The 24,477-nt window shown below is 64.0% G+C and carries 11 protein-coding genes; 9 read left to right on the forward strand and 2 right to left on the reverse strand.

What is annotated here, in order from left to right:
* The first annotated feature begins 642 nt into the window (after positions 1-642).
* The 7 genes from pks2 (at position 643) to G6N08_RS16730 (ending at position 14,839) form a co-directional block, all read left to right on the forward strand.
* The gene (pks2, locus tag G6N08_RS16700) at positions 643-6,915 is read left to right on the forward strand and encodes a sulfolipid-1 biosynthesis phthioceranic/hydroxyphthioceranic acid synthase (RefSeq protein ID WP_163759087.1); all 6,273 of its coding nucleotides are present in this window, start codon (positions 643-645) and stop codon (positions 6,913-6,915) included.
* A 49-nt stretch (positions 6,916-6,964) separates the two neighbouring features.
* Entirely contained in the window at positions 6,965-8,428 is a 1,464-nt protein-coding gene (locus G6N08_RS16705) for a condensation domain-containing protein (protein WP_281352771.1), read from the forward strand.
* Positions 8,429-8,487: 59 nt separating this feature from the next.
* Positions 8,488-9,738 (forward strand): glycosyltransferase, encoded by a 1,251-nt coding sequence (locus tag G6N08_RS16710; RefSeq protein WP_163759089.1) that lies wholly within the window; start codon positions 8,488-8,490, stop codon positions 9,736-9,738.
* A gap of 128 nt (positions 9,739-9,866) precedes the next feature.
* Entirely contained in the window at positions 9,867-10,592 is a 726-nt protein-coding gene (locus G6N08_RS16715; protein WP_163759091.1) for a GAP family protein, read from the forward strand.
* A gap of 502 nt (positions 10,593-11,094) precedes the next feature.
* The gene (locus tag G6N08_RS16720; protein ID WP_163760788.1) at positions 11,095-12,006 is read left to right on the forward strand and encodes a sulfotransferase family protein; all 912 of its coding nucleotides are present in this window, start codon (positions 11,095-11,097) and stop codon (positions 12,004-12,006) included.
* A 243-nt stretch (positions 12,007-12,249) separates the two neighbouring features.
* Positions 12,250-13,008, forward strand: a complete 759-nt coding sequence (locus tag G6N08_RS16725; RefSeq protein WP_163760790.1) for a phthiotriol/phenolphthiotriol dimycocerosates methyltransferase — start codon at positions 12,250-12,252, stop codon at positions 13,006-13,008.
* A 454-nt stretch (positions 13,009-13,462) separates the two neighbouring features.
* Entirely contained in the window at positions 13,463-14,839 is a 1,377-nt protein-coding gene (locus G6N08_RS16730; RefSeq protein ID WP_163759092.1) for a PE-PPE domain-containing protein, read from the forward strand.
* Positions 14,840-14,890: 51 nt separating this feature from the next.
* Here G6N08_RS16730 and G6N08_RS16735 read toward each other — a convergent pair whose 3' ends face one another.
* Complete coding sequence (locus tag G6N08_RS16735) at positions 14,891-16,639, reverse strand: AMP-binding protein (protein WP_170301291.1); 1,749 nt, start codon at positions 16,637-16,639, stop codon at positions 14,891-14,893.
* A 346-nt stretch (positions 16,640-16,985) separates the two neighbouring features.
* On the opposite strand from G6N08_RS16735, the gene G6N08_RS16740 reads away from it, so the two are divergent.
* The gene (locus G6N08_RS16740; RefSeq protein WP_163759094.1) at positions 16,986-20,069 is read left to right on the forward strand and encodes an MMPL/RND family transporter; all 3,084 of its coding nucleotides are present in this window, start codon (positions 16,986-16,988) and stop codon (positions 20,067-20,069) included.
* Between the two features lie 320 nt (positions 20,070-20,389).
* Here the strand turns inward: G6N08_RS16740 and G6N08_RS16745 are convergent, their stop codons facing one another.
* Complete coding sequence (locus tag G6N08_RS16745; RefSeq protein ID WP_163759097.1) at positions 20,390-21,865, reverse strand: PE-PPE domain-containing protein; 1,476 nt, start codon at positions 21,863-21,865, stop codon at positions 20,390-20,392.
* A gap of 1,130 nt (positions 21,866-22,995) precedes the next feature.
* Between G6N08_RS16745 and G6N08_RS16750 the strand changes: the two genes are divergently transcribed.
* Entirely contained in the window at positions 22,996-24,072 is a 1,077-nt protein-coding gene (locus G6N08_RS16750) for a PPE family protein (protein WP_163759098.1), read from the forward strand.
* Positions 24,073-24,477 lie beyond the last annotated feature (405 nt).

The raw sequence follows: 24,477 nt of genomic DNA on the forward strand, positions 1-24,477 counted from the left end.
GGATAGTGGGAGCAGGTGAACGGCCATGGATCAGCCACGTGTCGCCGGGGTTCCTATGAGGAGCACCGGTTGCTGGCGTTCTGACCGTATTGGTGTGCTTGACCTGCTGAGAGAGGTTGACGGGGCCACGGCAACCCATCTGCCCAGAGAATATTGGCGACGTCAACTCTGGGTTCTTTGTGGTATTGGAGATCGATGGCGCGCCCCGCCCTGTTGGTCGTATCTAACAATCCTGGAAAACTGCAACTAGACTGCAATTATAGCAGTCTGCCATGACAACAAAATACTGGCCGATCTGTCGGGCGGGCAAACTGCAGGATTATTTTGAGTGACGAGGTTGTCCGGGATGCGGCTTTCGGGAAGCGTAACGATCAGGTAACGATCGGCCCAAATAGCACAAGCGTGATCGCACGTCGAATAGCGTTCTGAAGCTAGGCCGCTGACGTACCCGATAGCCCCTCATACGGGCACGGAATCAATTGGCGCAGATGTCGGCAATCCGAGTAGTCAAGGAGATGCCGAGCCGGGAGTCGCGCAGCGGACAAGGCTACTTAGTCGTTGCCGTGAGGAGGCGGAGTGGTTTCATTCGCAGCAGTTGGTGATCGAGCGTACCGCTCGGCTTCAGGCTATTGTTTCTCCACTATGGGCGACACACCTGTCACTCCCGTTGCGGTCATCGGCATGGCGTGCCGGCTCCCCGGCGGTATCGACTCTCCCGAACGCCTGTGGGAAGCGCTGGTGCGCGGCGACGACTTGGTCACCGAGATTCCCCCCGACCGATGGGACGCCGACGCCTACTACGACCCGGAGCCGGGTGTGCCCGGACGGTCGGTGTCGAGGTGGGGCGCGTTCCTCGATGACATCGCGGGCTTCGATGCAGAGTTTTTCGGGATCAATGAGCGGGACGCGACCGCGATCGACCCGCAGCACCGCTTGTTGCTCGAGACCTCCTGGGAGGCCATGGAGCACGCCGGTCTCAGTCCGGGGGCACTGGCCGACTCCCTGACCGGAGTGTTCGTGGGCTTGACCCATGGCGACTACCAATTGGTCGCGGACGCCGACACTCTGGAAGGGCCCTACGGGTTCACCGGCACCAGTTTCAGTCTGGCCTCCGGGCGCATCGCCTACACGCTGGGCGTCCACGGTCCCGCGGTCACGTTGGACACGGCATGTTCGTCCGGTCTGTTGGCCGTGCACATGGCGTGCCGCAACCTGCACGACGGCGAAAGCGACCTTGCCTTCGCGGGCGGCGCCACCGTGATGCTGGATCCGCGGAAGTTCGTCTCGGGGTCGGCGCAGGGTATGTTGTCGCCCACCGGACGCTGTCATGCGTTCGACGTCGCCGCCGACGGGTTCGTGTCATCCGAGGGTTGCGTCGTGGTGCTGCTCAAGCGGTTGCCGGATGCGGTGCGCGACGGCGACCGGATTCTGGCCGTCATCCGCGGCACCGCCGCCAATCAGGATGGCCGCACCGTGAATATCGCGACACCGTCGTCGACCGCGCAGACCGTCGTGTACCGCGCGGCACTCAGGGCGGCGGGGGTGAACGCTGCCAGCATCGGTATGGTCGAAGCGCACGGCCCCGGCACCCCGGTGGGTGATCCCATCGAATACGCGAGCCTGGCGGAGGTTTACGGTATCAACGGCCCCTGCGCGCTGGGCTCGGTGAAAACGAATTTCGGGCACGCCCAGGCGGCATCCGGTGTTCTGGGGCTGATGAAGGCGATCCTCGCCGTACAGCACGGGGTGGTTCCGCCGAATCTGCACTTCACCCGTCTACCCGATGACCTCGCTCGAATCGACACGAAACTCTTTGTGCCACAAGAGGTCACGCCCTGGCCTACCAACGGGAACCACCCGCGGCGGGTGGCCGTGTCGTCATATGGGCTCTCGGGGACCAACGTGCACGCCATTGTCGAACAAGCACCGCAGGCTCCCGAGGCCGGGACGGCGCCGACCGTCTCCACCGAGCCGGCGTCAGCGGCGCCGCTGCTGTTTTCGCTGTCGTCCACCTCGCCCGAGGAGTTGCGCCGCACCGCGGGCCGGCTGGCCGACTGGCTTCACGCCCACGCCGAGGTCGCGTTACCGGATCTGGCCTACACCCTGGCGCGCCGGCGCGCCCACCGCCCGGTCCGCACCGCAGTGATCGCCCGCGACCGGTCGCAGCTCACGGAGGCCCTGCGGCAGGTCGCCGACGGTGACACGCCGTATCAAGCCGCGGCCGGACGCGACGACCGCGGACCGGTGTGGGTGTTCTCCGGGCAGGGTTCGCAATGGGCGCGGATGGGTGCGGAGCTGCTCGCGGCGGAACCGGTGTTCGCCGCGACGGTCGCCGCGGCGGAGCCGATCATCGCCCGGGAGTCCGGGTTTTCGGTGACCGAGGCCATGTCAGCGCCGGAGATGGTCACCGGTATCGAGCGCATCCAGCCGACGCTGTTCACCATGCAGGTCGCGCTGGCCGCCACGATGGGCTCGTACGGGGTGCGCCCGGGCGCGGTGATCGGGCATTCGCTGGGCGAGGCCGCGGCCGCCGTGGTCGCGGGAGCGCTGTCACTGGAGGACGGGGCGCGTGTCATCTGCCGGCGCTCGCGGCTGATGTCGCGTATCGCCGGTGCCGGCGCCATGGCGTCGGTGGAGCTGCCGGCCCAGCAGGTGCTGTCGGAGCTGATGGCCCGGGGTGTCAACGACGTCGTGGTGGCAGTGGTGGCTTCCCCGCAGTCCACGGTGATCGGTGGCGCCACCCAGACGGTTCGCGAGCTGGTCGCGGCGTGGGAGCAGCGTAACGTGATGGCCCGCGAGGTGGCCGTCGATGTGGCTTCGCACTCTCCCCAGGTCGATCCGATTCTCGACGAACTGGCCGAGGTCCTGGCGGAGCTACAGCCGAAGGCCCCGGAGGTTCCGTATTACTCGGCGACATTATTCGACCCGCGCGAGCAGCCGGTGTGCGACGCCGGTTACTGGGTGGAGAACCTGCGTCACACGGTGCGGTTCGCCGCAGCCGTGCAGGCGGCGCTGGAGGACGGCTACCGGGTCTTCGCGGAGCTGGCGCCCCACCCACTGCTCACGCACCCCATCGAACAGACCGCCCGAAGCCTCGACATGGCGATCGCCGCCCTGGCCGGCATGCGCCGCGAGCAGCAGCTGCCGTATGGGCTGCGCGGTTTGCTGGCTGACCTCTACAGCGCAGGGGCGGCGGTGGACTTCTCGGTGCTGTATCCCGAGGGGCGGCTGGTCGACGCGCCCCTTCCGACCTGGACTCACCGTCCGCTGCTGTTGGCCCGCGACGGTCAGGACTCGCAGACCCACGGCGTGTGCAGCGTCTCGGTGCATCCGCTGCTGGGCTCGCATGTGCGGCTTCCGGAGGAGCCCGAACGGCACGCCTGGCAGGCTGAGGTCGGCACCGCGGCGCTGCCCTGGCTGGCCGACCACCAGATACACAGCGTGGCAGCCCTTCCCGGGGCCGCCTACTGCGAGATGGCCTTAGCGGCGGCTCACTCTGTGCTCGGCGAGTCGTCCGAGGTCCATGACATCAGGTTCGAGCAGATGCTGTTGCTCGATGAGCGCACCACGGTGGGCGTGGTCGCGTCGGTCGTGTCACCGGGTGTGGTCAGCTTCACCGTGCAGACCAGCCAGGACGGTGAACACGTGCGGCGGGCCACCGCGATGCTGCGCGCCGTCGAGGATGCCGACTCCCCGCCCGCCCAGGACCTGGCCGCCCTGCTGGCAGCGCACCCGTGCCGCGTGGACGGCGCCGAACTGCGTGAGCGGTTGGGTAAACGCGGAATCGGCTATGGTCCGGCCTTCACCGGACTTGCGGCTGTGTACACCGCTGAGGGGACAGTCAGCACCCTGCTGGCCGAGGTGGGCTTGCCAAGTTCGATTCGTTCGCAACAGGCTGCCTACGGTGTGCACCCGGCCCTGCTGGACGCCTGTTTCCAGGCTGTGGCAGCCCACCCCACCGTCCAGGAGGTCAGTCAAAACGGGTTGCTGTTACCGCTAGGTGTACGGCGGTTGCGTGCCTACGGTCCGGTGCGAGACGCCCGTTACTGCTCGGTGCGGGTGACCGCAGTGAACGGCACCGCGGAGGCCGACCTCGACGTCTTTACCGAGCACGGAACCGTCGTGCTGGCGGTGCGCGGCCTGCAGATGGGCACCGGGGTCTCGCAGAGCGCTGACCGCGCCCGCGTCCTGGGTGAGCGGTTGCTCGCCATTGAATGGCGGCCCCGAGAGCTTCCCGACGTCGACCATGTTCATGCGGGAACGTGGCTTCTGGTCAGTACCTCCCCTGCTGCGGAGGAGGCGGCGACCACATTGGCTGATGCGTTGAAACTCTTTGGCGCACAATGTACGTCCGTATGCTGGCCGCAGCACGGCGACCCTGTGTCGAACGGGGAACCGCTGACAAGCCGTCTTCGTGCCGGCCGCTTCGACGGAGTGGTCGTCTTGACGGGACCCAACACCGGTGCATCGGACGACGAGTGTGCGCTGCGCGGCGGTCAGTATGTGCAGCAGCTGGTCCACATTGCCCGCCAGTTGCCCGATATCCCGGGCGAGCCGCCCCGCTTGTACGTCGTGACCAGGAACGCGCAGATGGTCGTCGCCGGCGACCGGCCGAACCTAGAGCACGGGGGGCTGCGGGGCTTGGTGCGGGTGATCGGCACCGAGCATCCGCATCTGCGCGCCACTCAAATCGACATCGACGAGGCAACCGATGCCGAGCAGCTGGCCCGGCAATTGCTGAGTGGATCTGCGGAGGACGAAACCGCGTGGCGCAACGGCCAGTGGTATACCGCGCGGCTGTGCGCGGCTCCGCTGCGTCCCGAGGAGCGGCGCACCACCGTCGTCAACCACGACCGCGACGGGATGCGCCTGCAGATCCGCACGCCCGGTGACCTCGAATCGATGGAACTGGCCGCGTTCGACCGGGTTGCCCCTGGGCCCGGACAGATCGAGGTCGCGGTCACTGCGTCCAGTGTCAACTTCGCCGATGTGCTGGTGGCATTCGGCCGCTACCCCAGCTTCGAGGGGCGACTGCCGCAGCTGGGCACCGACTTCGCCGGCGTGGTGACCGCAGTCGGCCCGGATGTCACCGGGCATCAAGTCGGTGACCATGTCGGGGGCCTGTCCCCCAACGGGTGTTGGGGGACGTTCGTCACGTGTGACGCCAACGTCGCGGTCCCGCTGCCGCCGGGGCTGGCCGACGAGCAGGCCGCAGCGGTGAGCACCGCACACGCCACCGCCTGGTACGGCCTGCACGACCTGGCCCGGATCGCCCCGGGCGACAAGGTGTTGATCCACTCCGCAACCGGTGGCGTGGGGCAGGCGGCGATCGCTATAGCCCGCGCCGCCAGCGCTGAGATCTTCGCTACCGCGGGTAGTGAGCAGCGTCGACAGTTGTTGCGCGACATGGGAATTGAGCATGTCTATGATTCGCGCAGCATCGAGTTCGCCGAGCTGATCCGCCACGACACCGGCGGGTATGGTGTCGACATCGTGCTCAACTCGGTGACCGGGGCTGCGCAGCGCGCCGGCATCGAACTGCTGGCGTTCGGTGGACGATTCATCGAAATCGGTAAACGCGACATCTATGGGGACACCCGGCTGGGGCTCTTTCCGTTCCGCCGCAACCTCGCGTTTTACGGCGTCGACGTGGGTTTGATGACCGTCAGCCACCCGCAGAAGATCCGCGAGCTGCTGACGACGGTATACCGGCTCACTGCCGACGGCGTACTGCCGATGCCGGAAAGCACACACTACCCGCTCGCTGATGCGGCCACCGCCATCCGTGTGATGGGAGCGGCCCAGCACACCGGCAAACTCGTGCTCGACATTCCGCGGGCCGGGCACAGCCGGGTGGTGGTGCCGCCGGAGCAGACCCCGGTCTTTCGTCGCGACGGCGCCTACATCATCACCGGCGGCTTGGGTGGTCTCGGGCTGTTCCTCGCGGAGAAGATGGCCGCGGCAGGATGCGGGCGTATTGTCCTGTCTTCCCGCTCCCAGCCGAAACTCCAGCAGCTGGAGACGATCGAGCTCATCCGCGCGATCGGCGCCGACGTCGTCGTGGAGTGCGGCGATATCGCCGAGCCGGGGACCGCGCAGCGGCTGGTGGCCGCGGCGACCGCGACCGGGTTACCGCTGCGGGGAGTGCTGCACGCAGCGGCGGTGGTTGAGGATGCCACGCTGGCCAACATCACCGATGAGCTCGTAGAGCGGGACTGGGCGCCGAAGGTGTTCGGCGCATGGCACTTGCACCGGGCCACCGCCGGGCAGCCATTGGACTGGTTCTGCTCGTTCTCGTCGGCGGCCGCATTGGTGGGTTCACCCGGTCAGGGCGCCTACGCCGCGGCGAACAGCTGGCTGGACGCGTTCAGCCACTGGCGCCGGGCGCAGGGCTTGCCGGCGACCGCGATCGCGTGGGGGGCATGGGCCGAGGTCGGCCGTGCCACGGCTTTGGCCGACGCTTCGGGCGCCGCAATCACCCCCGATGAGGGCGCCTACGCGTTCGAGACACTGCTGCGCCACGACCGCGGCTACACCGGATACGCGCCGATCGGCGAGGTGCCGTGGTTGATCTCACTTGCGCAGCGCAGCCCGTTCGCTGAAGCGTTCAAATCAGCCGGGCAAAGCCGCAGGGGCACAAGCGAATTCCTCGCTGAATTGAATTCGCTCCCACAGGAGGAGTGGCCCGCCCGGCTGCGGCGGCTGATCTCCGATCAAGTCAGCCTGATCCTGCGCCGCAGCGTCGACCCCGATCGTCCGCTCTCCGAATACGGCGTTGACTCGCTGGGTAACCTCGAACTGCGCACCCGCATCGAGACCGAAACGGGCATCCGTATCACCTCCACAGATATCACCACCGTTCGCGGTTTGGCGGGGCTGCTATGCGAAAAACTAGCGCCCGCGGAGGCCGCCTGACAGCGGAAAAGTCCGCTCAACCAGCGACAGCGAAGCAGAGGAGGAGACGTTGTTCATCGGCGCAGGGGCGGTGAAAGTGGGAACGCTTTATGACTGGGTGCCGGGCCCAGGTTCAGTGGTCACGTGGCATCCGTCAGCTGCCTCGCTTGCCAAAGCCCGGGAAGCGCCGACGAGTCCGGTGCCGGCCAGCTATATGCAAGCCCAACATCTTCGGGGCTTTTGCGAGTTCGCAGCGCAGGGACTTGATTATTCGCGGCTGGTCATGGGCTCCTGGGATATACCGGGCCGCTGCGATATCCGAGCGATGACATATGTCATCAATTCGCATCTGCGCCGGCACGACACCTATCGCAGCTGGTTTGACTATCACGACATGGACCACATCGTCCGCCATACCCTCGCCAGCCCCGCCGATATCGAATTTGTCCCCACTCAGCATGGTGAGATGACGCCGGCAGAATGGCAGCACTACTTGTTGTCCATCCCCGATCCATTGCACTGGGAATGCTTCAGCTTCGGCGTGATTCAACGGCCGGACCATTTCACGTTCTGTGTGATTGTCGATCATCTGCACACCGACCCGATGCTGATGGCGTTGTTGTACATGGAGCTCTACGTGACGTACAACGCTCTGGTGGCCGGTGCAGCACCTGTTGCGTTGCCGCCCGCTGGCAGCTACGACGAGTACTGCGTGCGTCAACGGCAGTACACATCGACGCTGAGCCTGGATTCCCCGCCGGTGCGCAAATGGATCGAGTTCGCCGAAAACAACGGCGGAACCCTTCCCGACTTTCCGCTGCCACTTGGCGATCCGACAATACCCTGCGGCGGGGACATCGTCACCGAGCAGCTGATGGACAAGCAACAAACGGCCCGATTCGAATCCGCCTGCGTTGAGGCCGGCGCCCGATTCAGCGGTGGTTTGTTCGCCTGCGTGGCTCTGGCACAGTATCGGTTGACCGGCGCCGAAACGTACTACGGGCTTACCCCGTTTGACAAGCGCAGCACACCAGCGGAGTTTCTGACGGCGGGCTGGTTCACCGGGGTCATCCCGTTCACGATCCCGGTCGACCCGACATCGTTCGGTGAGACCGCCCGAGCCGCGCAGGCCTCCTTCGACTCGAATACCGAGCTCGCGAACGTGCCGTTCGACCGGGTGCTGGAATTGGCGCCCTGGCTGAGAAGGCCAGGACCGAACTTCACGATGCTGAACTACATGGACGCCGGTCTTCCCCCGCTTTCCGCTGTCGTCGCCTCCCACTTGGACGGGGCGAACGCCGGCGCCTACTGTGACGCACGAAACCCTGCACATCTCTACATGTCGGTGGGACGACTCTTCGATGAGGTCTCGATGACGGTGTTCTTCCCCAACAACCCCGTCGCCCGGGAATCCGTCATCCGCTACATGGAGGCGGTCAAGTCCATGTGCGTCCGTGTCGCCGAGGGCAGCGATGCGACGGCACCTCTGCACAACGGCGCTCCCGCATTAGTGCGTTTGGATCCACAGAGATAGCAACTCACTTGTCGGGATTAAGGCTTTGCAATGAAGGCATCTGATTCACTCGCACATCCATGAAATTTGTTTTGGCGGTCCACGGGACTCGCGGCGATGTCGAGCCCTGCGCTGCCGTCGGTCGTGAACTGCTTCGCCGGGGACATGAAGTGCGCATGGCGGTTCCCCCCAACCTGGTCGGCTTTGTCGAATCCGCCGGGCTTGCCGCGGTCGCTTACGGGCCGGACTCGCAGGAGCAGCTGAACACGGACTTCGTCCGCAACTTTTGGACGATCCAGAATCCGATCACGGTGGTGCGGGCCGCAGCGGAGCACCTCACCCAGGGCTGGGCGGAGATGAGCAGGACTCTCACCTCGCTGGCCGACGGGGCCGACCTCATCCTGACAGGTGCGCTCTATCAGGCCGTGGCCGCGAACGTCGCGGAATACTACGACATCCCGATGGTCGCGTTGCATTGCTTTCCGCTGCGGACCAACGGCCAGCTCATTCCGAAGCTGCCGGCGCCGGTGATTCGCGCGACGATTTCGGCAATCTGGTGGCTGCATGGGCGCATGACGAAGGACGCTGAAGACGCTCAACGCCGTGAATTGGGGCTTCCCCAGACGAGCACTCCCTTGGAGCGCCGGATCGTGGAGCGGGGATATGTCGAGATCCAGGCTTATGAGGAGCTCTGCTTTCCCGGGCTGGCAGCCGAGTGGTCGAAGTGGGAAAAGCGACGGCCTTTTGTCGGCGCGCTGACCATGGAATTGCCGACCAATTCGGATGATGAGGTCGCATCATGGATTGCCGCCGGAACACCACCGATCGCCTTCTGCTTCGGAAGCATGCCGATCGAATCCCCGGCGGAGACGGTCACGATGATCGGCAAAGCCTGCGCGCAATTGGGCGAGCGAGCGTTACTTTGTTCCGGTGCCAGTGATTTCACTCATGCACCACAGTACAGCCACGTGAAAGTCGTCGGGCTGGTTAACTACGCGGCGATCTTTCCAACATGCCGGGCGGTCGTCCACCACGGCGGCGCAGGAACCACAGCCTTAGGCATGCGGGCGGGTGTGCCCATGTTGATCCTGTGGCTTGGCACCGATCAGCCCATCTGGGCGGCTATGCTCCGCAAACTAAAAGTTGGTGCCGCCCGGCGCTTTTCGCGTACCACACCGGAATCGCTGGTCGCTGACCTGCGTAAAATTCTCACGCCGCGATACACGAGCCGGGCCCGGGAGATCGCCGCTCGAATGACCAAGCCCGAAGCCAGCGTCACCGCCGCCGCAGGTCTGGTGGAAAACATCGCCTGCGGGAACAGTGCCGGCTGATCGAAGCCGCGCGGCCCGGCACCGGACGGGTGCGCCGCGGCGAGGACACCTCCGGTTAAGCGGGCTGCCAGTGGACCAATGTGACGGTAGCGCAGTACAACCGGCTATCGCACGGTAAGGTCTGGGTCATGTGGGGCATCGTGCTGTGGATGGCGTTTGTGACGGCGCCAGACCCGGTACGAACAGGTATCGCCATGTTCCTGGTCTCACGGCCACGGCCTCTGCTCAACCTATTCACGTTCTGGCTCGGCGGCATGGCAACGAGTATCATCGCCGGTTTCGGCACCGTGTTGCTGCGCGAGTCCTTCCCGGGTTTTGTTCACGACTTGACAACGATGGCGAAATCTCACGACGGCCGGACGCAGATTGCCATCGGTGTGCTCGCGCTGCTCATCGCCGCGGTGAAAGCGGTGAGCCTGGCGCGGTCACGGACACCGGTCGCGATCGCGGCCGGCGAATCATCGGGCCCGCTGGCGCAGCCACGAACACCGACCGTGTACCACCGGCTGTTGGGCCGTGCCCGGCAAGTGCTGCAAGACGGGCCGCCGTGGGTGGCATTTGTGGCCGGCCTCGGATCTGCGACGCCGCCTGGCGAGTATCTGTTGGTGCTTGCCGCCATCCTCAGCTCGGGAGCCGCACTTGGGACACAGCTCATCGCGATCATGGTGTTCACCGCCGGGGCGTTTGTGCTTGTCGAAATCCCGCTCGTCAGCTACCTGGTTGCGCCCGCAAAGACCGAAGCCATCATGCGGCAGCTGCACGATTGGATGCGGGCTCAGCGGCACCGGATCTTCTGCGCCGGCTTCGTGACGTTGGGGGTGTTCATGATCGCTCAGGGAATCGGAATCCTCTGAGTCGAAACGGCAAATGAGCTTTACGCGACGCCCGCGACCCGGGTGCTGCGTTGGTCACCGAAAGGGGGACAGCTCCGATCGCCGATTGTTTTCCTTGCCTGTAGACTTCCAGAATTATCCGGCACGGTTGAGAGGGGAGCTATTGGGGGGGCTGAGCTGCGGTGACCGAGCTGACTCCGGCCCGCACATGGCTCACGCGCCGTTGTCAACATGTCAGTACCAGCCTCATCTACTCTCTTGCCATGAGTAAGACCCGACGCACTGCCGCGCAGTCCGCCATCGGATCTCGTTCTGTTTGGCCGACAACGGCGCAGACCGATCAACTCCGTATACCCACAAGAGCCAAGGGTTTACAGTTCGACGGTGCGGCCATCGCCGGCAGGCGCGAAACGGCGGGTCACCGCACTTCTGCGCTGCGCACCGCATCGGCCGCGGAGTGCTCGTGAGCCCGGCTGCCCATACCACTCGGGTGTCCCATCCGCTCATCGTGTTCGTGATGGGCATGGGTCGGTCCGGTACCTCAGCGCTCACCCGGGTTCTGTCGTTGTGCGGAGCCACACTACCGACCGTGCTGTTCGGTGCGAATAGGGGTAATCCAGCTGGCCACTGGGAACCGCGCGCAGCTCTGGACCTTAACGAAGCGATCTTGTATCGCCACGGCAGCAACTGGTACGACCCCACATTGCGCTTGCAGGAGGAGGGCACGTTCGATGCCAAAGAGCAGGCCGCGTACATCGCCGAGATCGGGTCGTTTCTCAGCACCCTGCCGACCGAGCCAGTCGTGCTTATCAAGGAACCACGAATCACGGTGCTGGCGAGCCTGTGGTTCGAGGCGGCGCGGCGGGCCGGATTCGATATCGCGGTGACGATCGCGGTGCGTCACCCGGAGGAAGTCGTCGCGTCGCTCGCAGCGCGCGATCGGGTCTCACCCCAGCTCGCACGTGCGTTATGGCTGAAATACAATCTGCTGGCCGAGCGATATACGCGCAACCTGCCGCGCGTTTTCGTCGAGTACTCCAACCTGCTTGATGATTGGCGCCGTGAAATGACGCGGGTCGGCGCGGGGCTCAAGATCGATCTCAATAACCGGGATGAGGCTGCAATCGAGCAGTTTCTCCGACTGGATCTTTACCGCCAGCGGCACCGCGGCCCGGTGACAGAGCCCTTCGGCACGGACTGGATTTCCGCAGCCCATGCCGCCCTCAGCGCGGCCGCCCGGGACGAACCCTGGGACCAGTCCGAACTCGACCGCGTTTTCCGGGCGTATACGGCGAGCGAACATGGTTTCCGGGCAGCGTTCGAGGATTTCCACCACCACTTCAACAGCAAGGTGGTTCGGTTCCACAGCCTGGTCGTGCGACCGTCCATAACGAAGCTGGTCCGAGTGCTCGCCGCTACCGCTCACCGGGCCTGAGAATGCCTGCGGGCCGGCTCAGACCGCCACCGCGGTCCCGGACCGCCCGCTGCCGCCGACACCGGATGGCGCACGGTGTTCTCCTCGGCATTCCCGGCTGGGCCAGATGAGGCACAGATGATGACTACACCTCCGGTTCGGCGTTTCCCGGCGTGCATTCTTGACATACTTACGCCTATGGCTCTCGTCGATCGCCCCCACCCCATCGCTCTCATCTACCGCCTCGGGTTCAGCCCGTTCGTCATGAAGCTTTTCGCCCGGTACTTTTATCCGCTGGTCACCCGCAGGCTCGGGATCGCTGACATGGTGTTCCTCAACGACGGCTACGAAGAGGATCCTCCGATGGCCCTGCCGCTGGCGGCGTCCGATGAGCCTCACCGCTTCCCCATCCAGCTCTACCACCGCGTCGCAAATCAGGTGGACCTATCCGGGAAGCGGGTGCTGGAGGTCAGTTGTGGCCATGGCGGTGGGGCTTCCTATCTTGTGCGCACCATGCGCCCGGCTTCCTACACCGGGCTGGACCTGAACCCCGCGGGCGTGGCGTTCTGCCGGAAAACGCATGTTCTGCCCGGGCTCGATTTCGTGCAGGGGAACGCCGAGGACCTGCCCTTTGCTGATCAATCTATGGACGCGGTGATCAATGTCGAAGCCTCGCACTGCTATCCGCGCTTTGACCGTTTCCTGGCCGAAGTGGCACGTGTCCTGCGTCCGGGAGGGCATTTTCTCTACACCGACCTGCGCCCCCGTCTCCGGATCGCCGAATGGGAGGCCGCGCTGGCCAAAGCGCCGCTGCGGATGGTCTCGCAGGCCGAGATCAACGCGGAGGTTCTCCGGGCACTTATGCGGAATTCAGAACGGTTGCTGACGCTGGTCAGTCAACGTTTGCCGCCGATCTTGCACGGCGTGGGCCGCGAGGCCGCCCACGTCCAGGGCTCACGCTACTACCGCGACCTGCAACGCGGAGAGTTCTCTTACCGGGTGTATTGCTTCACCAAAGACTGACGGTCCGCCCACGCGTCAACGGCACGCGGATATCTAAACAGCCGAGCGTGCGAACCGATTCTGCCGCTGTTGCCCGACGCATGCCGTGCTGACGACGTGAACCTTGCGCAATTGCTGAATTCGACGATGGCAAAAACATTCTCGCTGCACGAAAAAGCCGGACGCCGCTGGCTTTTTCACGCAATACCTCATTGTGTCCCGCTGGCGGGCTGCTCATCGGCGCCTACCGGCAATCCCGGTCGATATCGGGCGCACGCTCGCCCGACCCGCTATCATCTGCACACACGTACATTTCCGGGCCTCGACTGAGCTGATCCCGCTGTTCGTCGCGGCTCATGACACCTCATGCGCATGGCCGCCCAGCTGGAAGGTCGCAATGACGTCCCGCACATCCCGTTTCCGAAGTTTTGCTCTGCTGGCCTGCGCTGGCGCCGGTCTGACAGCCGTGACTTCGATGATGACTCCGGCACGCGCGTTGGGCGACGGGACGGGGTTTGTCATGGGCGGCAGCGGGAACCCGATACCTCCCCCAACCTACATCGACAACGTCGTCGATAAATTTCTGGTCCCCGGCGGCTACGGTTCCTACACGCCGGAAGGGCTGGTCACGCCGGAGCAGTTATATCCGCTCACCGGCGTCGAATCCCTGACCCTCGACCAGTCCGTCGACGAGGGCGTCACGATCCTCAACAATGCGATCACCTCGCAAATCCCCGATGGGAACGTCGTCATTTTCGGTTATTCGCAGAGCGCCTTAATCGCCTCACTGGAAATGGAGCGCCTCGCCGCTTCACCCACTGCTCCCAGCCCCGACCAGCTGGCATTCGTGCTGATCGGTGATCCCATGAACCCCAACGGTGGCCTGTTCGAACGTTTCGACGGTCTGACGTTCCCCACGCTGGGTGCAACGCTGTACGGCGCGACTCCGGCCGATGTCTACCCGACCACCATCTACACGATCGAATACGACGGCGCCGCCGACTTTCCGCGCTACCCCATCGATTTACTGGCTGACCTCAACGCTGCCGCGGGTTTCTATTTCCTACACCCCACATATCCGGATCTCACTTCCGCCCAGCTTGATTCGGCTATCCAATTGCCGACAGAAGGTCCCACCCTCACCACCTACTACATGATCCCCACCGAGAACCTGCCGCTTTTAGACCCGCTACGCGAGATCCCCGTCGTGGGCAAACTACTCGCCGACCTGATCCAACCGGACTTGACGGTGCTCGTGAACCTGGGTTACGGCAACCCCGACTATGGCTGGAGCCAAGGACCGGCGAATGTGGCCACCCCGTTCGCATTGTTGCCGGACGTCAACCCGCGCACCGTCGTTGACGATCTGGTCCAGGGAGCTCAGCAAGGCGTGCAGGACGCCATCGCCGCTGTCAAATCGTCGGCGCCGCCGGAGCCGTCGATGTCCGACCTGTCGACTCTGATGACGTTAGACCCGCTTCCAGCGCTGATGCACGCCGTACACACGCCCGCGAGCGATTGGGTGATTTCTCCGGAGACACTGGCGTCTGAAATCACCAACGTCGCCAACACGGTCAGTAGTGTGCTCTCCAACGATTATGCGACCCTGCTTCCGACCGCAGACTTAGCGCTTGCCCTGGGTATCACTCTTCCGGCATATGACGCCAACCTCTTCGTGGACGGGCTCGAACAGGGCAGTCTCCTTAACGCAGTCGGTGACCCGATCGCAGCCGACCTGGGACTGGTCTCATTTGGCGGTTTCCTCGAGCTCATTGCCGTCAACCTTGCCATCGATAGCACCCTCAACGGTGTGATCAGCGTCATCAACGACCTCTTGCGTCTCATCCCGTAACGCACTGGCCGCGCAGGTAGAGTCCGGAGTGCTTGATAGGCGCGGCAATGCCTATGCGTCCAAGCGGGCGAACTGATTTTGCCGATACTGCTCCACACACGCCGATCGCCTCACCTTGCCGCTTGTCGTGATGGGTATCGAACCAGGCGGTACCACAACGAGATCCGCGACAGCGAGGCCGTGCGCACTTGAGATCGCCGACGTGACTTGACGCTTGAGGGTATCAAGGTCGGCCATCGCATCGTCGCCGGACCGACCGTGGTTTTTGAGTTCGACGATGGCCACCAGCTTCTCTGTGCCCTCGTCCGGCACCGCTATCGCCGCGCACCGGCCCCGCGTGATCTCTTGGATGGTCGCCTCGATGTCGTCGGGAGAATGATTGCGCCCGTAGACGATCAAGAGGTCTTTGATGCGGCCGATGATGAACAATTCGCCGTCGAACAAAAACCCCGAGTCTCCCGTTCGCAGCCAGGGACCCTCGGGTGTGCCGGCGGACGGGCTGGTTAGCCGTCCACCGAAGGTGCTCTCGGTCTCTTGAGGTTTGCGCCAGTAGCCCGTTGCCACATTGTCGCCGTGCACCCAGATCTCACCGACCGTTCCCGGCGGACACTCGATGTTGGTGTCAGGATCGACGATGCGGATCATCGGTGACCGCGGCACACCGTAGCTGACCAGGGGCGTAGCGCCCGGTCCCTCGCAGCGCTCCGCATGGCCGGCGGTCAGCTTCTCGGAGTGGAAGTAGACGATTTCGGGCGGTTGAGCGGGCGTTCGGGTCCGCACATACACCGTCGCTTCGGCCAGTCCATACGACGGCCGGATCGCCGCGTCGGGAAAGTTGAAGGGCGCGAACCGCTCTGTGAAACGCTTCAGCGTCGCGGGCTGAACTCGTTCACTGCCGTTGATAATAACCAGCACGCTGCCCAGATCGAGCCCAGCCATATCCTCATCCGAGGTTTTTCGTGCTGCCAGCTCGAACGCGAAGTTCGGGGCCGCCGAGAACGCGTGGCTGTTGCTCGCCAGCAATTGCATCCACCGCGCCGGCCGTTGCAAAAACGCCACCGGACTCGTCACGACCGCCTGAAGCCCCGCCAGAACCGGCAGGAAAATCCCCACATACAAACCCATGTCGTGATAAAAGGGCAGCCACGACACCACCGTGGTATCCGGCGGCGCAGCGGTACCATAGTCCCCGAAATAGTCGGCCATGATCTGCTCAAAATTCGCCAACACGTTCCGGCTCGACGCCATCACCCCAGCAGGCTGACGAGTCGATCCGGACGTGTATTGCAAATACGCCGTGCCCGTGCGCTTCTCGCGTCTGGTCTGGGACTCGCTCGGAGAGTCGAGGTCAAGCAAATCGACTTCGACAACTGACGGAGTGGTTTCGCCACACTGCGTTTTCACATGCTCGGCGACGGTGCCTGCTATCGACGACGTGGTGAGAACGACAGACGGGGACGCGTCGCGCAATACCGAACTGACACGCTCATCGCTGACACCGCCCAGCGGGACCGAAAGCGGAACCGCGATGAGGCCGGCCTGCAATGCTCCGAGAAAAGCGGCGATGTAGTCCAGTCCCTGCGGCGCCAGTATCACGGCCCGATCACCGGCCGCCGCCACGTCATCATTCAGGGCATGCGCGACGTTGAGTGTTCGCCGGTATAACTGCGACCACGTCAGGGTCTCCGCAACCCCGGCCCAGTCCCGTTCGTAATCAATAAACGTGAACGCTGTACCATGCGGATGCAGACTGGCGCGCTCGCGCAGCACAGCCGGAATGGACGGCTCAACCACAGGCATCTGTTGCCTTCCTGCTCGGCGAAACGGGCTTGCATCCGGCGAGAGTGCCGCTATTAGTGTAAAGCCACTGCGCCGCGCATAACCGGCGCCGTTGGCGTAGTGTTGTCGTGGACAACGCCAGTGGTGTCGCCTGCGGCCCCGGCTCCTGGATAACACCTCAACACAACCCTGACACACCCTGTTGTGGAGCCCCCGTGTGCAGCCGAGGACCACAGCGCACCACCAGTTGTGGACAGCATTTCGGCAGCTGAGCTGATCGGCCGTGAAGCGCGAAACGGCCACTCTATCTGCGGTTTTGTGGTGATCGGTGTTTCGGGGAGTGTAACCTTAACGAATGTCTCGGCAGATGACGACACGTGAGGCAGCAGCTGGGGGCGCGTTCGGTCGGCTGGGCAATTATGTGGTGCGGTGGCCGCTGGTTGTCATCGGGTTTTGGGTCGCTCTGGCGGCCGGTCTGTCGCTGACCCTCCCATCGGTGACCCAGATGGCGCGTGAACGGACGGTCGCTGTCCTGCCGCCTGACGCCCCGACGCTGGTCACCGCCCAACAGATGACCGCGGCGTTCCATGAATCGGGGGTAGAAAGTCTGCTGCTGGTCGTTCTGGCCGACGAGAAGGGGCTGAGCCCCGCCGACGAAAACGTCTACCGCACCCTGGTCAATAAGCTGCGCCAGGACAGCCGCGACGTCGTGATGCTGCAGGATTTCGTCAACACACCGCCCCTGCGCGAAGCCATGACCAGCAAAGATCACAAGGCGTGGTACCTGCCGATCGGCATCGCGGGTCTGTTGAACTCACCCCAATTCCGGGACGCCTACCCACGGGTCGTCGACATCGTCAAGCACACCGTTGCGGGGTCCACGCTGAGCGCATACTTGACCGGCCCCGCCGCCACCGCGACCGACCTGATCGTCGTCGGTGAGCGAGATCTGCATCTGATCGAGAACGCCACCGCCGTCATGGTGCTGATCATCCTGCTGATCATCTACCGCAACCCAATCACCATGTTGGCGCCGTTGATAACAATCGGCATATCGTTGGTGACGGCGCAGGCAATTGTGGCCGGAGCTGCCCAAATGGGTTTAGGTATTTCCAACGAGGCCATAATTTTGATGAGCGCGATCATGGCCGGGGCCGGAATAGACTACGCCGTCTTTCTCATCAGCCGTTACCACGACTACGTGCGGCTCGGCGTCGATTCGAATCAAGCAGTCAGGAAGGCGCTGGCGTCAATTGGCAAAGTAATCGCCGCGTCCGCCGCCACCGTGGCAGTCACTTTTCTCGGAATGATTTTTTCCCGGTTGACAGCGTTCCAAACAATCGGTCCCGCATTAGCGATTTCCATCGCGGTGGCGTTCCTCGCTGCGGTGACCTTCCTGCCGGCCCTTCTGGTGCTTGCCGGGCCCCGCGGCTGGGTCAAACCCCGGCGTGACCTCACCACTCGGTTCTGGCGTCGTTCGGGAATACGCATCGTGCGCCGGCCCGCGGTCCACCTGGTTGCCAGCCTCCTGGTGCTGGCCGCCCTGGCGGGTTGCGTGAGTCTGGCCCGCTTCAACTACGACGATCGTGCCACGCTGCCGCGTTCGGTCGAGAGCACCGTCGGGTACGCTGCGATGGAACGGCATTTCCCGGTCAACTCGACGATTCCGCAGTATCTGCTCATCCGATCACCGCACGACTTGCGCACACCGCAAGCCCTTGCCGACCTGGAACAGATGGCAGCGCGGATCAGCCAGATACCCGATATCGCGAGTGTCCGGGGCATCACCCGTCCTACCGGAGAACCGTTACAACAAGCCAGCTTGACATATCAGGCGGGCGAAGTCGGCAGCAAACTCAACGACGCATCCGGCATGATCACCGGCCACACCGGCGACCTCAACCAACTGGCCAATGGGGCTAACGCCCTGGCCGACAACATCGCCAATTTACGCAGCGGAATCAGTCAGGCGATACCCAGTATCCGCGGCGTGGTCAACGCCCTCACCAATGTCCAGAACCAGTTCGGCTCGGGAGCGACGCTCAAACAACTCGACGACGCGGCCAACCTCATCAGCAAAATGCACGCCTTGGGCTTCGCTCTCGCCATGGACGTCAGCAATGTCGCGAACACTTTCGACTGGGTCCCCCCGGTACTGCGTGCCCTCGACGCCAGCCCGATCTGCGACGCTGACCCCTCCTGCAGCACCTCGCGCAGCCAGTTCCATTGGTTGATCAATGCTCGGGACAACGGCACGCTCAACCAGATGGCTGATTTGGCCAAACAACTGCAATCCACACCCGACCCGCAGAATCTGCAGTCCGCGTTGGACGGCCTGCGCGACGCACTCGACACCACCACGAAAACCTTGAACGCGGCGGGTGTCAACCAATCCGGTGACGTAGAGCCCCGCTTGACAACGCTGCAGCAAAGCGCCGATACCCTGGCCGACGCGACGCGGCGGCTGTCCGGCGGGGTGCAGGCGCTGGTTGAGCAGATGAAGCATATGGGTGTGGGGCTTGCCGACGCGTCAGCCTTCTTGCGGGCGATGAAATACGACGCGGCAACGCCGTCAATGGCCGGGTTCTATATTCCGCCCCAGGTGCTGACCCGCGACGAGTTCAAAAAAGCCGCCCAGGTTTTCGTTTCGCCCGATGGGCATGTGGTGCGGTATCTGATACAGACCAAACTCAATCCCTTCAGCACCGCGGCCCTGGACCAAATCAACGCGATCACCCGCACCGCCCGCGAAGCTCAACCCAATACCGCGCTGGCGGATGCCTCGATATCGGTGGGAGGATTATCCGCCGGGCTCCGTGACACCCGTGAATACTACAACCATGACTTCCGGCTTATTGTCGTGGTGACGATTATCGTGGTGTTCCTGATTTTGATCACGCTGCTGCGTGCGATCGTGGCGCCGCTCTATCTGATCGCTTCGGTGGTCATTTCCTATTTATCGGCGCTTGGTATCGGCGTCATCATGTTTCAATTCGTACTCGGCCAGCAACTGCATTGGAGCGTGCCCGGATTGACCTTCATCATATTGGTTGCGGTGGGGGCGGATTACAACATGCTGCTCATCTCCCGGATTCGGGATGAGTCCGCGCACAGCGTGCGCTCCGGTGTCATCCGCACTGTGGGATCGACCGGCGGTGTGATCACCGCCGCGGGCGTCATCTTCGCCGCCACGATGTTCGGTCTGCTCTTCGCCGGTATCAGCACGATGGTCCAAGCCGGGTTCGTGATGGGAGTCGGGCTGCTGCTCGACACTTTCCTGGTGCGCACCATCACCATCCCGGCCATAGCTTCGCTGGTGGGCCGGGCAAACTGGTGGCCGTCGCGGACGGTCTCGCAGCCGAAGCGCCGGTCGAAGCCCGCGACGCGAACCACGGCGCCACAGGCGGAACCACTGTCTGAGCACGACACAACCCAGCCGCAGCTCGTATGACCATCCCCAGAAAGTGGTCATGCCCGGTGGTTTCCGGCGTGTCAGCAGAACCATGGAAGTGGCCCCGCAGGTCGCCGTGGTGGTCACCACCGCCACGGCCTGCTGCATCGCCACGTTTTCGGTGAACAGGGCGTTCTCGCAAGGTTTTTGGTCGTGTTTTCTCAGTCGGTCAATGCAGACTTGTGACGACTCAGGTTTGTGCTGTACGCCAACGCGCCTATCAGAGCAAAACGTGACTGTCCAGGTGAAAGTCGGTGATCCCCAGCACGTTTGCACTGATGACGGATGCGTGCACGGCTGCCGGTTGACCTCAGCTCCGGTCAGAGTGGGATCAGACTGCTCAGATCAGCGACCGCTGTCGACGCTTGGCCCACCACCGCGAAAAACTCGAACCCGGCGGCCAATTGCAGCAGGTAGGTGTCTGTCGCGATTGGCTGACCGAGGGCTTCCACCAGGTTGCCCGAGCCGAGCCCGGCGGCGAACAGGTTCAGGTCATAGGTGGGCAGCCCGGTCAGGACCGCGGTGATGACATCAGCCGTCGGCAGCAGCGTCGCATAGGCCGCCGAGGCCGCGCCGGAGAGCGCGTTGACCACAGCGGTGACCTCGTCGGCGATTCCGTTGGGCGACAAGCCGGAGAGCAGCGCCGCTGGGGACAGCATGGTCGACAGCGCCGCCATGGGGCTGGCCAATACGCTGGACACGGTTGCCGACGGGTCCGACAGCACCGCCGCTGCGCCCGAGGTGATGTCACCCACGAAGTTGCTGATGCCTTGTTGGGTTCCCGACACCAGCAAGCCCGGGACCTTTTCCAGGTCGGCAAGGCTCGGGAACAGCCCGAACTGGGTGGGCACATTGGCAAAACCCTGCGACCAGCCGTAGTCGGGATCGCCGTAGCCCAGGTTGACCAGCACCTCCAGGTCCGGTTGCAGCAGGTTGGCCAGCGGGTCGCCGACGACCGGGATGGCGCGCAGCGGATCCAGCAGCGGCAGATCGTTGGTGGGAATCATGTAGTAGGTGGTCATCGTGGCGCCCATGGTGGGCAATTTGATCGCCGTCGCGAGCTGCTCGGGTGTGACATCCACGGAATAGGTGGGGTGCACGTATTGGATGCCGAGTATCGAGTTGAGGTCACAGATGGCGTCGATCGGATACTGGCAGACGTCGGCGAAGCCGTCGTATTCCAGCGTGTAAATGGTGGTCGGATAGAGGTCGGAGGGGGTCGCGCCGTTGAAGGTGATCCCGAGGCTGGGCAAGGTCAGGCCATCGGCGCGCTCAAAGAGCCCGCCGTTAGGCAGGTTGGGGTCACCGGTCAGTACGAATGACACGTCGGAACTGGACACATGTTGGGCCGCCAGCTCGGTCATGGTCATCCCGGCGATCGTCGAACTCTGCGACTGCCCCTTCATGACGACGTCGAAGCCGTCGTTGACTTGCTGGGTGATCAGGTTGTCGAGAATCTGGGTGCCCTGGGCTTCGGAGGTGTCCAGCGGCAAACTCTTGACACCGGTATATAACGCGTAATTTCCGGCGGGATAGTAGACGGGTTGCGGACTGTACCCGGGATAGAGCGGTTTGACGAAAACGTCGAAAACGTGCTCCACGTAGCTGTCCGACGGTATCGGTGTTCCGCTGCCGGCCATGATGTCCGCAATACCTTGACTGATCTCTGCATCCACGAGCTGCACCGCGCGCACCTGCGCAGTAGGTGGCGATGTGGTCAGGGTGGGGACCCCGGTCAGCCCAGTGCCGACGATGACGATGCTCGCGGCAATGAGCGGTCCCAGGGCACGTGGCATAGCTTTCTCCTCGGTGAGCGGATGCTGAGGCACTCCTGAGCAGAAACCCAGGGACGACGCAACACTACAGCAGCGCACACCAACCCGAATCTCAAATCAACAAATGAGAGGACGTGACCGCTGCCCAGCTGACCCGGTTTCCCGGCTCGGGAGTCGCCCCCGGCGCCCAGACCGGCGGACCCTACGGTAGGACGGCGGTGAGATCGCCGAGGGCCGCGCTGAGCGCCTGCTCGACAAGCTCGACTTCGAAACCGGCCACCACGGTGAGCAGGCCGGTGTCTGCCGCGAGGGGCAGGCCGATGGCATCGATGGGGTTGGTGAGGTGGTCCTGGACCAGGCTGGAGCATGCCCTGGCCCATCGAGGTGTTCAGGGCCGGAAAGCCAGCCAAAGGACCCGTCGCGGCGGTGGGGTAATTGATCGAGAAGGGCACGCTGAGGATCGGATACTCGGGCGTGAACCGGCCGTTCGCATAGGGGTCCGGGTAGGTGATGTCGGGAAAAGGGGGTGGATGTAGAGCTGATTCGCCGCGTGCCCATAGCCGGGTACATCGTCGTTGGGCAGTGGTTGGCCGCTGGGGCCCATGACCAATCCGATGGTGGGCGGATCGTCGGTGGAGATGTCCGCGTGCGCGCCGGCCGGATCCCTCATCGCGGTCAGCGCCACGACACCGGCGGTTGCTGCCAGTCCCCCAGCAAACAAAGCGTACGGCCTGACATGTGCCACCTCCCACCCGCGGGCAGGCTGGTGCAGAATCGTCGAAGCAGGCCAGGTGTCTCCGCGGGGTGTCCTAACGCTCGCCGCCGCTGATGTCGAACGAAATTCCGGTCTTACGAACTGATCCGTGACTGCCCGGCCCGGCTGGTCCACGGAACCGCCGACTCCGGTCGCGCAGGGACCCGTCATCCCCGACAATATCGAGATGCTGGGAATCGCTCACACAACGAGGACGCTGCTCGACGTGAAACCGCCGACATCCCGGCGAGGCAAAAGTTTGGCTCAGCTGCACCGCCCAGCCGACGTACACTGGGTCCAAACTCAAACGTCTAGGACATTCCGGCAGCCCAGCGCCTGTTCGTATGCAGCTACTGAGGACACTAGCGCTGTTGCCCTCTAAGGATAAAGTGCGACAATGGATTTCGCGATGCTACCCCCGGAGGTCAACTCGGGCAGGATGTATTCCGGTCCGGGCGCAGGGCCCATGCTGGCCGCAGCCAGCGCTTGGGACGGTCTGGCCATCGAACTGCACTCCGCGGCAGCGTCTTACGGCTCGGTGGTGTCGGAGCTGACCGCCGGGCCGTGGGTGGGTCCGTCGTCGGTATCGATGGCGGCTGCGGCCGCCCCCTATGTGACATGGCTTTCCGCCACTGCCGCGCAGGCCGAGCAGGCAGCCACCCAGGCCAGAGCAGCAGCGGCCGCGTACGAGGCGGCTTTTGCAATGACGGTGCACCCGGCAGTAATCGCGGCTAACCGCGCCCTGTTGATGGCGCTGGTCGCGACGAACTTTTTCGGTCAGAACACCCCGGCAATCGCAGCCACCGAAGCACATTACGCCGAAATGTGGGCCCAAGACGCCGCCGCCATGTACGGCTATGCGGGCGCCTCGTCCGCCGCGTCGACGTTGACGCCGTTCACTCCCCCACCGCCCACCACCAACCTGGCCGGGCTGGCTGGCCAATTCGCCGCAGTAGCCCAGGCCTCCGCTACCTCCGCCGCCTCCCACGCGCACACCCCGCTGACGCAGCTGATGGCCGCAGTGTCGTCTGCACTGCATGGGCTCACGTCGCCGCACCTGCCCACAGCGGCGACCTTCCTGGGGCCCGCTGCCTACGAGCCTGTCTCGGCCTCCACCTCGTGGTCCACATGGGCCACCTCTGCGGCGCGCGCGATCCACACAGTGCAGGACTTGCAGTACGAGTTCGGTCCGGGCCCACTGCAATCGATCCTGGCGGGCTTGGGAGGCCCGGGAATCCTGGGCATGGGCAATCCGGCGGTGTCGGCGAGTGTGGGCCAGGCGGGCTCGGTCGGCGGATTGTCGGTGCCGCCGAGCTGGGCCGCGGGCACCGGAACCGCCCTCGTGTCACCGGCCGCCAACGTCAGTGCCGCGCCGGCGGTCGCGGCGAGCGGGGCGGCACGATCGGAAATGGCTGTCACGGGCCTGGCCGGGCCGGCCGCGGGCAATGCGATTCCTGGGTCCCCCACACCCTGACGGGCCGCCGCATAAACACATAACAGCGATGTCAGAGCGTGCAACCCATCGAATCGTCCGTCACCCAATCGATGACAAGGAGCTCCTGATCTCGCTCGTCATCACAAATCCAAATCCCCCAGATCCGCGGCTCGGCGGTCAGTCTGTCTTATCCGGCGGACGTCGTTGGGCAGTCAGCGGGCTCCCACGATGACCTTCGGACTGCTCTGTGCTGACAACGTCTTCTGTGATTCCTCTGTGATTCTGCTGTGATTCCCGGTGATGACATGATGAATAGGATCTGAGGCACATCCGCAGGAGATGACGGACTCGAAGAGAACCTGCTAGCCTGGGGCCAAGACGGCGACCGCTGCGCTGATGTCATCTCAATCCAGCGTTCGGCGGCGCGCAAGCTGGGAGGTGTCC

Origin of the sequence: Mycobacterium botniense (assembly GCF_010723305.1) — a bacterium.
GTDB classification, from domain to species: Bacteria; Actinomycetota; Actinomycetes; order Mycobacteriales; family Mycobacteriaceae; genus Mycobacterium; species Mycobacterium botniense.

Coding starts and splice junctions, on each gene's coding strand:
- G6N08_RS16720 (WP_163760788.1), top strand. CDS start 11,095: ATGGGTCGGTCCGGTACCTCAGCGCTCACCCGGGTTCTGTCGTTGTGC.
- pks2 (WP_163759087.1), top strand. CDS start 643: ATGGGCGACACACCTGTCACTCCCGTTGCGGTCATCGGCATGGCGTGC.
- G6N08_RS16740 (WP_163759094.1), top strand. CDS start 16,986: ATGACGACACGTGAGGCAGCAGCTGGGGGCGCGTTCGGTCGGCTGGGC.
- G6N08_RS16710 (WP_163759089.1), top strand. CDS start 8,488: ATGAAATTTGTTTTGGCGGTCCACGGGACTCGCGGCGATGTCGAGCCC.
- G6N08_RS16715 (WP_163759091.1), top strand. CDS start 9,867: ATGTGGGGCATCGTGCTGTGGATGGCGTTTGTGACGGCGCCAGACCCG.
- G6N08_RS16725 (WP_163760790.1), top strand. CDS start 12,250: ATGAAGCTTTTCGCCCGGTACTTTTATCCGCTGGTCACCCGCAGGCTC.
- G6N08_RS16730 (WP_163759092.1), top strand. CDS start 13,463: ATGATGACTCCGGCACGCGCGTTGGGCGACGGGACGGGGTTTGTCATG.
- G6N08_RS16745 (WP_163759097.1), bottom strand. CDS start 21,865: ATGCCACGTGCCCTGGGACCGCTCATTGCCGCGAGCATCGTCATCGTC.
- G6N08_RS16750 (WP_163759098.1), top strand. CDS start 22,996: ATGGATTTCGCGATGCTACCCCCGGAGGTCAACTCGGGCAGGATGTAT.
- G6N08_RS16735 (WP_170301291.1), bottom strand. CDS start 16,639: ATGCCTGTGGTTGAGCCGTCCATTCCGGCTGTGCTGCGCGAGCGCGCC.